The following is a 15,525-nucleotide window of genomic DNA, read 5'->3' on the forward strand; positions in this document are numbered from 1 at the left end:
GGCAGGAACTGAATACAGGGCGATATGGGCATGCGGCATGGACATGGGCGCGACCTGCTGCTGATCCGTGGCGGCATGGTGGTGACGGGGCAGGCCAGCCTGCGGGTGGATGTGCTGTGTGGCGGCGCGGACGGGATCCTGGCCGTCGGTCCCGATCTGGATATTCCCGCCGGGTGCGCGGTGGTGGATGCCGGTGGCCTGCTGGTTATGCCCGGCGGGGTGGACGCGCATACCGCCATCGGCGCGGATGAGGCGGGATTCGCCTGCACGATGGACGCCCTGTCCGGTGGTACGACCACCATACTCGACACCATGTGCCCCGGGAATGACGGGCTGGATGCGGCGTGGCGGGCGTGGCGGCATGCGGCACGCCGGTCGCATGTCGATGTCGGGCTGCATATGGCGCTGCCGGATGCGGGCGAAGCCGTGCTGGATGGCATGGACGCGCTGGTGATGGACAGGGGCGTGAACACCTTTCATCTGTCCATGGCGGCCGGGCTGTCTGACCGCGCCATCCTGAAACTGTCCCGCCATGCCACGGATTGCGGGGCGTTGTGCCGGATTGCCGCCCAGAACGCGCAGGCCGTGGCCTATCTGCGTGCGGAACTGGATCAGGCGGGCATTACCGGCGGGGAAGCCTGCCTGCTGTCGGCCCCCCCGCAGGTCGAGGCCGAAGCGGTGGACCGTGCCATCATGCTGGCGGGCCTCGTGGGTGCGCCAGTGCATGTGGGGCCGGTTTCCACCACCGGGGCCACGGAGGGCCTTGCGCGCGCGCGCCTGCGCGGGCAGCGGGTGGAGGGGCATGTGCTGGCCCCGCATCTGGTCGTGGATGAAGCGGTCTATGATCCCGAAGGGGATAGGGCAGGCGAACCCGACCCGTATCTGACCCTGCCGCCCTTTCGTGACGTGGCCCATCGGCGTGCGCTGTGGGGGGCTGTGGCATCGGGCAACATCGGCATGGTCGCCAGCGGGTTCCGTGCGGCGGGCATGGGGGACGACGGGCTGGTGGACGGCCTTGCGCAGCGCATGCGCGTGGTCTGGCGGCATGGCGTGCAGGCGGGCGTGCTGACGGCGGAGGAATTCGTGGCCGTCACGTCACAGGCGGCGGCGCGCGCCTTCAATATTTACCCTCGCAAGGGGGCGATCATGCCGGGCGCGGATGCGGATATCGTCCTGTGGGACGGCGGGGCGGAAGAAACGTGCCCCGCTGCCCCGTCCGCCCTGTATGCGGGGATCACGCTGGGGGGGCGTGCGGTGCAGGTCATTCGCGGCGGGGTGACGGTGTGGAAGGACAACAGGCCGTACGCCGCCGCGTGGCGCGGGTCGTATGTGCCATGCCCGGCGTTCCGTCCCGCGCTGTCGGCACGGATGCGCAGGGCGGCGCACCTGTCCACGCGTGACGGGGAACCATAGGATCACGACCTTTCTTGTTTTGCCGGGGTGACAAGGCGCGATCAGGTTCCATATATTACGTATATCAAAACAAAAGGCTGTTCCGGCTGTCTGCCTTGAGGGGGGTGAGGCAGTCATGTGGCCATGATCAGAGGGAACAGATTTGACGGGGATCAGACACGGTATCCGTTTCTATGTCGGAAACGAATGCCACACGTTGGCCGATGTCGCGCCAACGCGTACGCTGCTGGACTGGCTGCGCGAGGATCGCGGCCTGACCGGCACCAAGGAAGGCTGTAACGAAGGCGATTGCGGGGCGTGCACCGTTCTGGTGGTGCGGTTGGAGGGCGACCGGCTGGTCTGGCGTGCGGTCAATGCCTGCATCCAGTTCGTCTCGATGCTGGACGGCGCGCAGGTCCTGACCATCGAGGACGTACGCGCCCCCGATGGCAGCCTGCATCCGGTACAGCAGGCCATGGTGGACCAGCATGGCTCGCAGTGTGGCTTCTGCACGCCCGGCTTTGTCATGTCCATGGTGGCGGGCCGCAAGGCCGACGGACTGGCGCAGGATGAGCACGCAATTGACGACATGCTGGCGGGCAACCTGTGCCGCTGCACCGGCTACGCGCCCATCGTGCGTGCCATGCGGCAGGCCATGGAAGCAGGGCCTGACCATTTTGATGCGCAGGCCCATGCGATTGCGGATCGCCTGCGCGCCCTTCGCGATGGCGCGACGGTGGAACTTGGCGGGCCTGCGGGCCGCCTGACCATTCCGGCGACAGGGGACGCGCTGGCGCAGACCATGGTGGCGGACCCCGATGCACGGATCGTGGCCGGCGCGACCGATGTGGGCCTGTGGGTGACCAAGGGTATGCGCGACCTGCCGCATATCGTCACCATCGGGCAGGTGCCCGACCTGCGCCGGATCGAATGCAGTGCGGACGGCGTGTACCTGGGTGCCGCCGTAACGTGGCAGGAAGCGCGTGCGGCGCTGGCGGACATCCTGCCGCAGCCGGATGCGGAGGTAATCCGCCGCATCGGGTCCGTGCAGGTGCGCAACAGCGGCACGGTATGCGGCAACATCGCCAACGGTTCGCCCATTGGTGACGGACCGCCGGTGCTGATCGCGGCGGGGGCGAAGCTGCACCTGCGCCGTGGGGATGCGCGGCGTGTTATCGCGCTGGAAGATTTCTTCATCGATTACGGCAAACAGGACCGCGCGCCGGGTGAGTTCGTGGAAGGCGTGAGCATTCCCCGTCCCACGCCGGATACCGTGGTCCGGGCATGGAAGGTTTCCAAACGGTTCGATCAGGATATTTCGGCCATTCTGGGGGCTTTTTCGCTCACGATCGCGCCTGATGGCACCATCACCAATGCCCGCGTGGCCTTTGGTGGCATGGCGGCCACACCGCGCCGCGCCAGCCGGACGGAAGCCGCACTTGAAGGCCGGAAGTGGGACGAGACCACGCTGGCTGCTGCGCGGCAGGCCATGATGGATGATTTCGCGCCCATTACCGACATGCGGGCCAGCGACTGGTACCGCCGCACCGTCGCGGCCAATCTGCTGACCCGGCTTTACGCCGATTGCGGACCACGGGACGCACGTGCACAGACCAGCGTGCGCGCCGCGTGCGCCGCTGCGGGAGAACACGCACATGGCTGATGGAAACGGCTTTGCCACGACGGCCCCTGCGTCGGGGGACGGCATTGTGGCCGGTGGCGCATCACGCAGCCTGCGGCATGAAAGTGCCGCCATGCACGTGCAGGGCAGTGCCGCCTATATTGATGATCTGCCCGAACCGCGCGGCACGCTGCACCTTGTCCCGGGGCTGAGCGCGCGCGCCCATGCCCGCATCGTGTCCATGGATCTTGATGCAGTAAGGCAGGCCGAAGGCGTGGTGGGTGTCTATACCGCCGCCGATATTCCCGGCGAGAATCAGATCAGCCCCGTCGGCAAGGGGGATGAGCCCCTGCTGGCGAGCACCGAGGTCTCGTTTTATGGCCAGCCTTTATTCGTGGTCGCCGCGACCACGCGCATGGCTGCACGCCGGGCCGTGCGGCTGGCCAGAGTGGAATATGAAGACCTGCCTGCCATCCTGAACGTGGCCGAGGCCCGCGCGGCGGGTAGTCCCATGGTCTGGCGACCGATGGAAATGAAGCGTGGCGACGTGGTGGCCGGGCTGGAGCACGCGCCCCGCAGGCTGTCTGGCCGCATTACCGTGGGCGGGCAGGAACATTTCTACCTCGAAGGGCAGATCGCCCTTGCCCGTCCGGGTGAGGAAGGGGAGATGCATGTCACCTCCTCCACCCAGCATCCGACCGAAACCCAGCACATGGTCGCCCATGTGCTGGACCGTCCCGCCAACCTGGTGACGGTGGAGGTCCGGCGCATGGGCGGCGGCTTTGGCGGCAAGGAAACGCAGGCCAATGCCTGTGCCTGCCTTTCGGCGCTGGTGGCCGACCTGACCGGGCGCGCGGCCAAGATGCGACTGGACCGTGACGACGACATGACCATGACCGGCAAGCGGCATGATTTCGTCATTGATTACGATGTCGGCTATACCGACGAGGGACATATCCTTGCGGTGGACATGGTGCTGGCGGCGCGGTGCGGGTGGTCGGCCGACCTGTCCGGCCCCGTGATCGACCGTGCGCTGTTCCATGCGGACAATGCCTATTTCTATCCCGATGTGCGCCTGCGCTCCGAACCGCTGCGCACCAATACGCAGTCCAATACCGCCTATCGCGGCTTTGGCGGCCCGCAGGGCATTGTCGCGGCCGAGCGCGTGATCGAGGAAATTGCCTTCGCCACCGGCCTTGATCCGCTGGAGGTCAGGCTGCGCAATGCCTATGGCACGCATGACCGCAACGTCACGCCCTACAACATGGTGGTCGAGGACTCGATTACCGCAGACGTCCTGCCTGAACTGGCGCGACGCTGCCATTATGTGAAACGGCGCGAGGCCTGCCGTGCATTCAATGCCGGCAGTCCCTACCTGCGGCGCGGTATTGCGATCACGCCGGTCAAGTTCGGCATTTCCTTTACCGCCACGCATTACAATCAGGCGGGCGCGCTGGTTCATGTCTATACCGACGGGTCGGTGCAGGTGAATCACGGCGGCACGGAAATGGGGCAGGGCCTGCATACCAAGATGGTGCAGGTCGTCATGCGTGAACTGGGGCTGGGCACGGATCAGGTGCGCATTACCGCCACCACGACGGGCAAGGTGCCCAATACGTCGGCTACCGCCGCGTCGTCCGGGGCGGACCTCAATGGCATGGCGGTGCTGGACGCGGTGCGCCGGATCAAGCGCAGGCTGGTGGAATTCGCGGCCGGCCACTGGAACGTGGCCGAGGACGACGTCCGCTTCGCGCCCGATGGCGTGCATGTCGGGCAGAAGGTGATCGCGTTTTCGCACCTGACGCGGCAGGCCTATTTTGCACGTGTGTCCATGTCCGCCAACGGGTTTTACAAGACGCCCAAGATTTCATGGAACGGGGATACGGGGCAGGGCCGTCCCTTCTATTACTTTGCATACGGGGCGGCGTGTTCGGAGGTCGTGATCGACCTGCTGACGGGGGAGATGAAGATCGACCGCGTGGACATCCTTCATGACGCGGGGCAGTCCCTGAACCCTGTTCTGGACATCGGGCAGGTCGAAGGCGGCTTCGTGCAGGGCGCCGGATGGCTGACCTGCGAGGAACTGGTATGGGATAAGGCGGGCCGCCTGCGCACGCATGCGCCCAGCACGTACAAGATCCCGGCCTGCTCCGACCGCCCACGGGTGTTCAATGTCGAACTGCTGGAAAACGCGCCCAACCGGGAATACAGCATTTTCCGCTCCAAGGCCGTGGGGGAACCGCCATTCGTCCATGGGGTGTCGGTGCTGCAGGCGGTGTCCGATGCGCTGGCCAGTCTGGATGACTATCGCACCTGTCCCCGTCTGGACGCGCCCGCCACGCCGGAAATGATCCTGCGCGTGGCCGAACGCATGCGGCACGGCAACCCGCCCGCCGCCTGATCACATGGGCATGCAGATGCGCGCGGATCTGGCGCGATGGCGGATGTCAGGCCAGCCCATCGCCCGGATCAGTGTATCGGACGCGCGGGGGTCCACCCCGCGTGAGGCCGGAACCTTCATGCTGGTCACCCCCACAGAACAGTCTGGCACGATCGGTGGCGGGGATCTGGAATGGAACGCCATCCACCACGCCCGCAGGCTGCTGGAACATGGCGGCGACGCGCTGGTCCAGCGCATAAGCCTGGGGGGTAATTCGGGCCAGTGCTGCGGCGGGGAGGTCTGGCTGAACCTTGACCTGCCCGCCCCCCACAGGCTGGACGCCATCATGGAACAGCTGGAACACCAGCGCCGGATGCAGCCGCTGCTGCTTCTGTTCGGGGCGGGGCATGTGGGCCGCGCGCTGGCGCATGTGCTGGTCCCGCTGCCGCTGCGCCTTGCATGGTGCGATTCGCGCCCGCATGAATTCGGTTCAACCATTCCCCCGGGGGTAGAGGTGCATGACGATGGCGCATGGGAACGTCTGGTCGCCAGCGCGCCCGCGGGTTCAGGCGCGCTGGTCCTGACGCAGAGCCATGCGCTGGACAGCGTTATTGTTGCATCCATCCTGGAACGGGGGGATTTTCGATATGTCGGCCTGATTGGTTCGCATACGAAGCGCCGCCGGTTCGAAGCCGGGTTCCGCCAGATCGGCCTGCCGGAAGACCGCATCGCCGCACTGGTCTGCCCGATCGGGGACCGGGGCGTGCGTGACAAGCGGCCCGCCGTCATCGCCGCACTGGTCGCGGCAGAAATTGTTACCCGCTTCCTGCACCCCGTGCAGGCGGGCGGTCATGTAAACGGGGATGACACCAGCCCATGAACGATCCGCTTTCCCGTACGCCCCGCATGATGCGGCTGCACGCGCGGGGCATTTCCTATTTCAACGCCGTGCGGGAATGCCGCTCCATCCGCGAGGCGGCGCGAAGGCTGAACGTCACGCCGTCCGCCCTGACCCGCCAGCTTGCGCAGATGGAGGCGGAAATCGGCGCCCCCCTGTTCGACCGCCTGCCCGATGGCATGGTGCTGACGGAAGTGGGCACGATCATGGCCCGGCATATCGTTACCGTCATGCAGGATGCCGCCCGGACGGAGGAACAGATCAACGCCCTGTCCGGTCGGCATGACGGGCGGCTGCGTATCATGGCGGTGGAAGGGATTGCGGGACAGCTGCTGCCCGCCCTGCTGGAACGCATCATTTCCGCCTATCCGGCCGTGGAACTGCATGTGGAAGTCGGTGCGCCCAAGACCATCGTCTCCGCCCTGCAGGACGGGCGGGTGGATCTGGGCATTGCGTTTTCGCTGGCGCTGTACCCCGAACTGCGGCGGGTGGCGGTGGGGCATTTCCCTGTTGGCGCGGTGGTGCGCGCGGACCATCCGCTGGCGCACCTGCGCACGGTCACGGTGGAGGAATGTACGGCCTATCGCCTGATCCTGCCTACACGCACGCTGTCGCTGTACCGTGTCATGGAACCCATGCTGCGCCCGTGGCAGGACCGGCTGAACGTGGTGTTGCAGACCGGATCGATCGAACTGACCAACCGCATGGTGCAGGCGGGCGTCGGGCTGGCGTTCCAGTCCCCGCTGGCGGTGGGCGTGCAGCCGGGACAGGACACCCTGCGCCATGTGCCGCTGCGTGATACCCGGGCGGTTACGGACCTCGGGGCCTATGTGCGGGAATCCCGCTGGCTGCCGCCGCTGCTGGAAACGGTGATTGAGGAACTGCGCCTGGAACTGCGGCGTGTGCAGGGTGTCAGCGATGAACGGGTGGTCTGACATCTGTTGCGTTTTGGGCAACGGAACGGTCAAATCATTATACTAGACGAAACAGGGGGAAGGCTGGTTAGATTTCCCCATCATGGTGCGGTTGGGGGAATATCCGCATGGCGTCGGGGGACGCCATGCGGGCTGCATCAACACACAGTAAAAAATGAATGGGAACCCGCAGATGGATACCACAACGCAGCCGAATGCCGGGACGGCCGGCGGGCTTGCTGCACTGGATGCGGCAGTGCGCCGGGATCTTGAGATCATCCGTTATCCCCGCAAGGAATGGGTTCCCCCCATGGAACGTGACGGCCAGCGCGTGCTGGACGTGGCCATTATCGGGGGCGGGCAGGGTGGTCTTGCCACAGCCTTCGCGCTTAAGCGCAATAACATCACCAATGTCCGCATCTTTGACCGTGCGGCCAAGGGGGGCGAAGGCCCGTGGGTGACATTCGCGCGCATGATCACGCTGCGCACGCCCAAATACGTGACCGGCCCCGACCTTGGCGTGCCGTCCCTGACCCCGCGTTCGTGGTACGAAGCGCAGTATGGCGCCGAAGCCTGGGAAAAGCTGGACAAAATTCCGCGTGGGCAGTGGCAGGCCTATCTGGACTGGTACCGCGACATCCTGAAGCTGCCGGTCGCCAATGACCATGATTTCCAGGGCGTGACATGGGAAGGTGGCCTGCTGCGCCTGACCTTCCGTCGTCCCGACGGTTCGACCCATGTGCATTACGCGCGCAAGCTGGTGCTGGCTACCGGGATCGAAGGCTGCGGGTCGTGGCATGTGCCCGACTTCGTCCGCGATGGCCTGCCGCGTGCGCGGTATGCCCACACGTCGGAAAACATTGATTTCGCGGCGCTGAAGGGCAAGCGGATCGGTGTGCTGGGGGCTGGTGCCTCGGCGTTTGATAACGCGGCCACGGCGCTGGAAGACGGTGCGGGCAGCGTGACGCTGTGCCTGCGGCGCAAGGAAATCCCGTCCATCAACCCGTACCGGTGGATGGAAAATACCGGCTTCCTCGCCTATTACCCCGCCCTGTCGGATGAGCTGCGCTGGGGCTTCATGCGCCGGATTTTCGAACTCAACCAGCCGCCGCCGCAGGATACGTTCTGGCGCTGCCGTCGGCATGCGAACTTCTCCTTCCGCACGGGCTGTCCCTGGACGGGCGTGCGCATGGACGGGGATGAGATCGTGGTCGATTCGCCCACTGGTGAGATGCGGTTCGATTTCGTGATTATCGGCACGGGTTTCACAACCGACCTGTCCCGCAGGGCCGAGACGAAATCCTTCGCCCCCTCCGTCGCGCTGTGGGGTGATCGCTACACCGCACCCGCCGGGTCGGAAAGCGCCGTGCTGGAAAGCTATCCCTATCTGGGGGAAAACTACCAGTTCCTGCCGCGCCGTGCGGATGATCCGCTGGCGCCCATGCTGGCGAACATCCATAATTTCACGTTCTCCGCCACGCCAAGCATGGGTCTGTCGGGGGCGTCCATCAGCGGCATGCGCTTTGGCGTGGAGCGTCTGGCACACGGGCTTGGGCGTGACCTGTACGTGGCCGATGGCAGGCAGCACCTTGAAAGTCTGCTGGCCTATGACGTGCCGGAACTGGTCAGTCTCGACCCTCCTGTTGCATGATGCGTCCCGGGTAGAGTTATCCATTCGGGAGAAAGTTGATCAGATGAGCAGTGCAGCACACCTTTCCCCTTCCGCGCCGGCCATGACCGGCGCGGGGGGGCATGATGACCGCAAGGGGCCACCCGTGGCCGATATGGCGCGGATTATCGGCCTGTCCATTCCGGCCGCCTGCATGCCCGATGTCGTGGCGAATACCGCCCTGCTGCATGGTTATGCCGATCTGGTCAGCGGTTTTGCGCTGCCTGATGACTGCGAACCCGCCTATGAGTACACGCCATGACCGGTCAGGGGCACAAGGCGGGCGCCGCCCTTGCCATTGCGGCGGATGTACGTGCCGGACGCCGCAGCGCCGTATCGGTCGTGACCGCTGTCATCGGGGATATCGAAGCCCGTGACACCCGTTTCAACAGTGTGACCCGCATCCTTGGCCCCGCCGCCGTGGCGCAGGCCGAGGAGGTGGACAAGGCCGTTGCGGCGGGTCGCGATCCCGGCCCGCTGGCGGGGGTGCCCTTTGGGGTGAAGGACCTGTTTGACGTCCGTGGCGAGGTCACCACGGCAGGCTCCATCGTCCTGCGCGACAACCTGCCCGCCACGCGCGATGCGGAGGTGGTCGAACGCCTGCGCGCGGCAGGCGCCGTGCCGGTCGCGACGCTGAACATGGATGAATTCGCCTACGGCTTTTCCACCGAAAACGCCCATACCGGCACAACACGCAATCCGCATGATCCCGCGCGTCTGGCCGGTGGGTCATCGGGCGGGTCGGCGGCATCGGTGGCTGCGGGCCTGCTGCCGTTCACGCTGGGGTCGGACACCAACGGGTCCATCCGCGTTCCGTCCTCGCTGTGCGGGGTGTGGGGGCTGAAGCCGACATACGGGCAGATGCCGCTGCGCGGTGTCTATCCGTTCGTGGCCAGCCTGGACGTGGTTGGCCCGATGGCCGACACGGTCGAGGATCTGCGGGCGGTGTACGGCATCATGGCCGGTGGGCTGCATATGGGCGAACCCGACGTGGGTGATGTGCGCGTGGCCCGCCTTGGCGGATGGTTTGCCGAAAATATCAGCCCCGAACTTGCCGCTGGCATTGACCGTGTCATGGCGCATCTGGGGCATGACCGGGTGATCGAACTGCCTGAAGTCGCGCGTGCGCGGGCCTCGGCGTTTTTGATCAGCGCGGCGGAAGGGGGCAACCTGCACCTGCCGCGCCTGCGCCGCCGGGCCATGCAGTATGATCCCGCCACGCGCGGGCGGCTTATGGCCGGGGCCATGCTGCCTGCCGCGACATTCGTGCAGGCGCAGCGTTTCCGTCGCTGGTTCCGCGGGCATGTACATGCCGCCCTTGCCAATGCTGACGTTCTGGTGGCGCCCACCACGGTGGGTGTCGCACCCCGGATTGACCAGCCATCCATTACCGTGAATGGCAGGACGGTATCCGCCCGCGCCAACCTTGGCATCTTCACGCAGCCGATCAGCCTTGCCGGGCTGCCGGTGCTGGCGGCCCCGCTGGCGGTTGATGGCCTGCCGCAGGGCATCCAGCTTATCGGTGCACCGGGTGGGGAAGCGAAGCTGTTTGCCGTGGCGGCCGAACTGCAGCGCGCGGGTCTGGCGGCCTGCCGCCCGATTGAGGCAGGATACGCACGGAAGGACAGCTGATGCTGAATACGCCGCGTTCATGCCGGGGGATGGTCACATCCCCCCACCACCTGGCCAGTCAGGCCGGGCTGGACGTGCTCAAGGCCGGGGGCACGGCAATTGAGGCCGCAGTCGCTACCGCCGCAGCCCTGGCTGTGGTCTATCCACACATGACCGGGATTGGCGGGGATGCATTCTGGCTGACCATGTGGCCCGATGGCCGCGTGGAAACCATCGATGCCTGTGGGGCGGCCGCGCAGAAGGCCGACCCCGCCTTTTACCATGCCGCGGGGCTGGATACGATTCCATGGCGCGGCCCGCTTGCGGCCAATACCGTGGCGGGCACCGTATCGGGCTGGGACATGGCGCTGTCATGGAGCCATGCCATGACGCCCGCCCTGCCACTGGGGCGGGTACTGCGTGATGCGCTGTATTACGCGGAACAGGGCGTGCCCGTAACCGACAGTGCGGCCAACCTGACCCGCGCGAAGTTTGATGAACTGAAGGACGTACCAGGTTTCCGGGAGATGTTCACACCCGGTGGCCGCCTGCCACAGCCCGGTGACATCCTGCACAATCCGCGCCTTGCCACGACCCTGCGGCGGCTGGCGGATGAAGGGCTGTCCAGTTTCTATCGGGGCACTGTGGCGCGCGAGATCGCAGCCGACCTGAATGACGTGGGCAGCCCGCTCGTGCTTGCGGACCTGCAGGCGCACAGGGCAACGCACCAGCCCGCGCTGCATGCGCGTATCCATGGAGCGGACCTGTACAACCTCGCACCGCCGACGCAGGGGGTTGCGTCCCTGCTGATCCTTGCGCTGTTCGACCGGCTGAAGGCGGCGAAGGCGGATGATTTCGATTACCTGCACGGGCTGGTTGAAGCGACCAAGCAGGCATTCCGCTATCGCGATACCCATGTGGGCGATCCCGCCTACATGACCGTTCAGGCACAGGACATCCTTGATGACCGCAAGGCGCTTGATCGCATGGCCGCCAGCATCGACCCCAACCGGGCGGCGCCGTGGCCGTGGCAGTCGCAGGCGGGGGACACGGTCTGGCTTGGTGTGATTGATTCCGACGGACTGGCCGTCAGCATGATCCAGAGCCTGTATTTCGAATACGGGTCCGGTGTCGTGCTGCCGCGCACCGGTATTGTCTGGCAGAACCGTGGCACCAGCTTCGGACTGGACCCGCAGGGCTGGAATGGCCTGCGTCCCGGCCGCAAGCCGTTCCATACGCTCAACCCCGCCGGCGCACGTTTTGATGACGGGCGGACCATGGTCTATGGCACCATGGGGGGCGAGGGGCAGCCACAGACGCAGTCCGCCATTTTCACCCGCTACGCACGTTACGGCATGGAACTGCAGGAAGCCGTCACGGCGCCGCGCTGGCTGCTGGGGCGGACATGGGGCGAAAGCAGTGTCAGCCTGAAATACGAAGACCGCTTCGACCCTGAGGTCATCGCCCGGATGCAGGCGGCGGGACACCAGATGGAACGGGTTGAGCCGTTTTCTTCCACAATGGGCCATGCGGGCGCACTGGTGCGCCATAAATCGGGCCTGCTGGAAGGGGCGACCGACCCGCGTAGTGATGGATGTGTGGCGGCATGGTAATGCAGGCAGGTAAAACAATGGATCATCCCTGTGGTGCGCGTGCCGTGGCGCGATGTACAGAACTGGGCCGTGCGCCGTATTCGGATATGGAAGGGGGGCTGTTCCGCCCCTATCTCAGCCCGTCCTACCGTGCGACCTGCGGGCGACTGGCGGAGTGGATGCGCGACGCTGGCATGACCACCCGTATGGATGCCGCAGGCAACCTTGTCGGGCGGTATGAAGGTCTTGCGCCCGATGCCCCGGTCGTGCTGCTGGGGTCGCATATCGACAGCGTGCGCGATGGCGGGTTCTTTGACGGGATGCTGGGCGTAATCCTTGGCATCGAGACGGTGGCCCATTTCGCGCGGCAGGGAAAACGCTTTCCCTTCGCGCTGGAAGTCATCGGGTTTGGTGATGAGGAAGGATCACGCTTTCCGTCCGGCATGCTGACCTCCCATGCCGTGGCAGGCGTGCTGGATAACCCGGATCCGGCCATGTCCGACTGGGCCGAGACTGCGACCCTGTCCAGCGCACTGGAGGCATTCGGGCTGGATGTGGGGCAGATGCAGTCCGCGTCCCGCAAGGGCGACCCGGTCGTGGCCTATATCGAGGCACATATCGAACAGGGTCCGGCGCTGGAAGCCGAAGGCCGCGCCCTTGGCGTGGTCAGCGCCATCGCGGCCCAGTACCGCTACCGCGTGACGCTGCGTGGCATGGCGGGCCATGCGGGCACGGTGGCCATGAAGCTGCGGCGCGACGCGCTGGCGGGGGCGGCGGACATCATCCTTGCCGCTGAACGCATTGGCCGTGCCGGTAAGGACGGGCTGGTGGCCACTGTCGGGTCGCTGGATGTCATGCCGGGGGCGGCCAACGTCGTGCCGGGCGAAGTGGTGTTGACCATTGATGTCCGGGCCGGCACCGACGCCACGCGCGACCGCGCGGCGGCGGCAATCCTGGAGGAAGCCCGTCAGGTGGCCGAGCGGCGCGGACTGGAGATGGATGTGGCGCTGCAGCAGGATCTGGACGCCACGCCGTGCGATCCCGCGCTGACCGCGCTTATGGAACAGGCGGTGCATGACGTAACCCATGCCCCTGCGCCGCTGCTGGTCAGTGGTGCGGGACATGATGCGATGATCATGGCGCATCTGGCCCCGGTTTCCATGCTGTTTATCCGGTGCGCGGGTGGTATCAGCCATAACCCGGCTGAATCCGTGACCGATGACGATACGGATGCCGCGCTGCGGGCGATGATTACTTTTATCGGACTTTTTGAGAGACGTTTCGGATGACCCAGACCTTTTTCGGCCAGATCAACCCTCCCGCCCGGCTGCTGATGGGGCCGGGACCGGTCAATGCGCACCCGCGCGTGCTGCGGGCCATGGCGGCCGACATGCTGGGTCAGTTCGACCCGGAAATGACCGAATACATGAACCAGACGATGGACCTGTACCGTCAGGTGTTCATGACCAACAACCGCTGGACATTCCTGGTTGATGGCACGGCGCGCGCCGGGATCGAGGCATCGCTTGTCTCGCTGGTTGAACCGGGCATGAAACTGCTGATCGTGCGCGCGGGCCGCTTCGGGCTGCTGCTGTCCGAAATCGCGCAGCGCATTGGCGCGGAAATCGTGACGCTGGACATTCCGTGGGGCGAGGTCGCGACGCTGGAGCAGATCGAGGACGCACTCACCACCCACCGTCCGCATGTGCTGGCGTGTATCCATGGCGATACCTCCACCACCGTTGCCCAGCCGCTTGATGGTGTGGGCGCGCTGTGCCGCAAATATGGCGTACTATCCTATGTCGACACCACCGCCACGCTGGGTGGCATGGAAGTTGCGACCGATCGCTGGGGCGTGGATGTGGTCAGTTCAGGGCTGCAGAAATGCATGGGTGGCCCGCCGGGTTCGGCCCCCATCACCATTTCCGACCGTGCGGCGGAACATATCTTCGCCCGCCGCCATGTCGAGGCCGGGATCCGTGGCGCGGATACGCATGACGGCACGCGCGTGCGCATTCCCTCGAACTATTTCGACCTGGCCATGATCATGGATTACTGGTCTGAAAAGCGGCTGAACCATCATACAGAAGCCACCTCCATGCTGTATGGCGCGCGTGAAGCCGCCCGTATCGTGCTGGAAGAGGGGCTGCAGGCCCGCTTCGCCCGCCATGCCAGTGCATCACGTGCGATGTGTGCGGGCATGCGCGCGCTGGGGCTGGAACTGTTTGGTTGCGACGACTACCGCATGACCAACGTGACCGGTGTCTACATTCCCAAGGGCATTGACGGTGAAAAGGTCCGTGGCCGCATGCGCGAGGATTTCGAAATCGAGATCGGTTCCGCCTTCGGCCCGCTGCAGGGCAAGATCTGGCGCATTGGCGCAATGGGCTACAACGCGGAAAAGCACAAGGTGCTGCTGACCATCGGTGCGCTGGAAACCGTCCTGCGCCACGAAGGCTACAGCTTTGCCGCAGGCAGCGGTGTCGATGCCGCCCTTGCGGCCTATAACGCATAAGAACGGGGGATCTGGCGTAATGTCTGAAACGGGTAGCTATCCCCGCGATCTGGTTGGGTACGCGGGGAACCCGCCGGATGCGAAGTGGCCCGGCGGCGCGCGGATCGCGGTGCAGTTCGTCATCAATTATGAAGAGGGGGCCGAGAACTCGGTCCTGCATGGTGATCGCGGGTCGGAAGCGTTCCTGTCGGAAATGGTCGGGGCGCAGTCGATTACCGGCGCGCGCGCGATCGCGATGGAAAGCCTGTATGAATATGGTTCCCGTGCCGGGTTCTGGCGGCTGCACCGCATCTTTACCCAGCGTAAGCAGCCTCTGACGGTCTTTGGCGTGGCGGCGGCCATGGCGCGTAACCCCGCAGCGGTTGCGGCAATGAAGGACGCAGGCTGGGAAATCGCGTCCCACGGGCTGCGCTGGATCGATTACCAGCACGTGCCCGAAGCAGTGGAACGCGCGCATATCCAGGAATGTATCGCGCTGCATACGAAGCTGACGGGGTCACGCCCGCTGGGCTGGTATCAGGGGCGTACCAGCCCCAATACCGCGCGTCTGGTGGCGGAAGAAGGCGGCTTTGTATACGACGCGGATTCCTATGCCGATGACCTGCCATATTATGACCGCAGCAACGGCCGCGCGCAGCTCATCGTGCCCTATACGCTGGATGTGAACGACATGCGCTTTGTCGCGCTGAACGGCTTTACCGAAGGTGAGCAGTTCTTCAACTACCTGCGTGACACCTTTGATGAACTGTATGAGGAAGGTGCTGACAAACCGCGCATGATGTCCGTTGGCCTGCACTGCCGTGTGGCGGGCCGTCCGGGGCGTGCGCGGGCTGTGGCGCGTTTCCTTGACTATATCGCCACACGCGAAAAGGTATGGGTCGCAACCCGGCTGGATATCGCCCGGCACTGGCTGGATGTGCATCCGGCATGAAA

Annotated in this window: 12 protein-coding genes; all 12 read left to right on the forward strand. The window is 65.4% G+C overall.

All coding sequences use genetic code 11. The features are described from left to right. The first annotated feature begins 30 nt into the window (after positions 1-30). The 12 genes from CFR80_RS01595 (at position 31) to puuE (ending at position 15,523) form a co-directional block, all read left to right on the forward strand. Entirely contained in the window at positions 31-1,413 is a 1,383-nt protein-coding gene (locus CFR80_RS01595; protein WP_232275694.1) for an amidohydrolase family protein, read from the forward strand. Positions 1,414-1,555: 142 nt separating this feature from the next. Then, on the forward strand, positions 1,556-3,055 hold the full coding sequence (gene xdhA, locus CFR80_RS01600; RefSeq protein ID WP_083819085.1) for a xanthine dehydrogenase small subunit: 1,500 nt from the start codon (positions 1,556-1,558) through the stop codon (positions 3,053-3,055). Next, a complete protein-coding gene (gene xdhB, locus CFR80_RS01605) occupies positions 3,048-5,414 on the forward strand; it encodes a xanthine dehydrogenase molybdopterin binding subunit (protein ID WP_010514341.1) in 2,367 nt (788 codons plus the stop codon). The genes xdhA and xdhB overlap by 8 nt, the downstream gene beginning before the upstream one ends. Before the next feature lie 4 nt (positions 5,415-5,418). After that, positions 5,419-6,273 carry a xanthine dehydrogenase accessory protein XdhC gene (gene xdhC / locus CFR80_RS01610; RefSeq protein WP_110507042.1) on the forward strand — a complete coding sequence of 285 codons (855 nt, stop codon included), beginning with the start codon at positions 5,419-5,421 and terminating at the stop codon, positions 6,271-6,273. Further along, entirely contained in the window at positions 6,270-7,226 is a 957-nt protein-coding gene (locus CFR80_RS01615) for a LysR family transcriptional regulator (protein ID WP_010514343.1), read from the forward strand. The genes xdhC and CFR80_RS01615 overlap by 4 nt, the downstream gene beginning before the upstream one ends. Before the next feature lie 172 nt (positions 7,227-7,398). Next, positions 7,399-8,856: an NAD(P)-binding domain-containing protein gene (locus tag CFR80_RS01620; RefSeq protein WP_029329454.1), complete on the forward strand. Its 1,458-nt coding sequence runs from the start codon at positions 7,399-7,401 to the stop codon at positions 8,854-8,856. Between the two features lie 43 nt (positions 8,857-8,899). Continuing rightward, positions 8,900-9,136, forward strand: a complete 237-nt coding sequence (locus CFR80_RS01625; RefSeq protein WP_010514349.1) for a DUF4089 domain-containing protein — start codon at positions 8,900-8,902, stop codon at positions 9,134-9,136. Next, positions 9,133-10,506, forward strand: a complete 1,374-nt coding sequence (locus CFR80_RS01630) for an AtzE family amidohydrolase (protein WP_010514350.1) — start codon at positions 9,133-9,135, stop codon at positions 10,504-10,506. Before CFR80_RS01625 ends, CFR80_RS01630 begins: the two co-directional genes overlap by 4 nt. Further along, positions 10,506-12,098, forward strand: coding sequence for a gamma-glutamyltransferase family protein (locus tag CFR80_RS01635; RefSeq protein ID WP_010514351.1), 1,593 nt, complete (start codon positions 10,506-10,508; stop codon positions 12,096-12,098). The genes CFR80_RS01630 and CFR80_RS01635 overlap by 1 nt, the downstream gene beginning before the upstream one ends. Then, a complete protein-coding gene (locus CFR80_RS01640) occupies positions 12,092-13,366 on the forward strand; it encodes an allantoate amidohydrolase (RefSeq protein ID WP_110507058.1) in 1,275 nt (424 codons plus the stop codon). The genes CFR80_RS01635 and CFR80_RS01640 overlap by 7 nt, the downstream gene beginning before the upstream one ends. Continuing rightward, positions 13,363-14,592 (forward strand): pyridoxal-phosphate-dependent aminotransferase family protein, encoded by a 1,230-nt coding sequence (locus tag CFR80_RS01645; RefSeq protein WP_010514353.1) that lies wholly within the window; start codon positions 13,363-13,365, stop codon positions 14,590-14,592. Before CFR80_RS01640 ends, CFR80_RS01645 begins: the two co-directional genes overlap by 4 nt. A 19-nt stretch (positions 14,593-14,611) precedes the next feature. Next, positions 14,612-15,523, forward strand: a complete 912-nt coding sequence (puuE, locus tag CFR80_RS01650) for an allantoinase PuuE (protein ID WP_010514355.1) — start codon at positions 14,612-14,614, stop codon at positions 15,521-15,523. The last annotated feature ends 2 nt before the right edge of the window (positions 15,524-15,525 follow it).

It is taken from the genome of Komagataeibacter oboediens, assembly GCF_003207815.1.
Lineage (GTDB): Bacteria > Pseudomonadota > Alphaproteobacteria > Acetobacterales > Acetobacteraceae > Komagataeibacter > Komagataeibacter oboediens.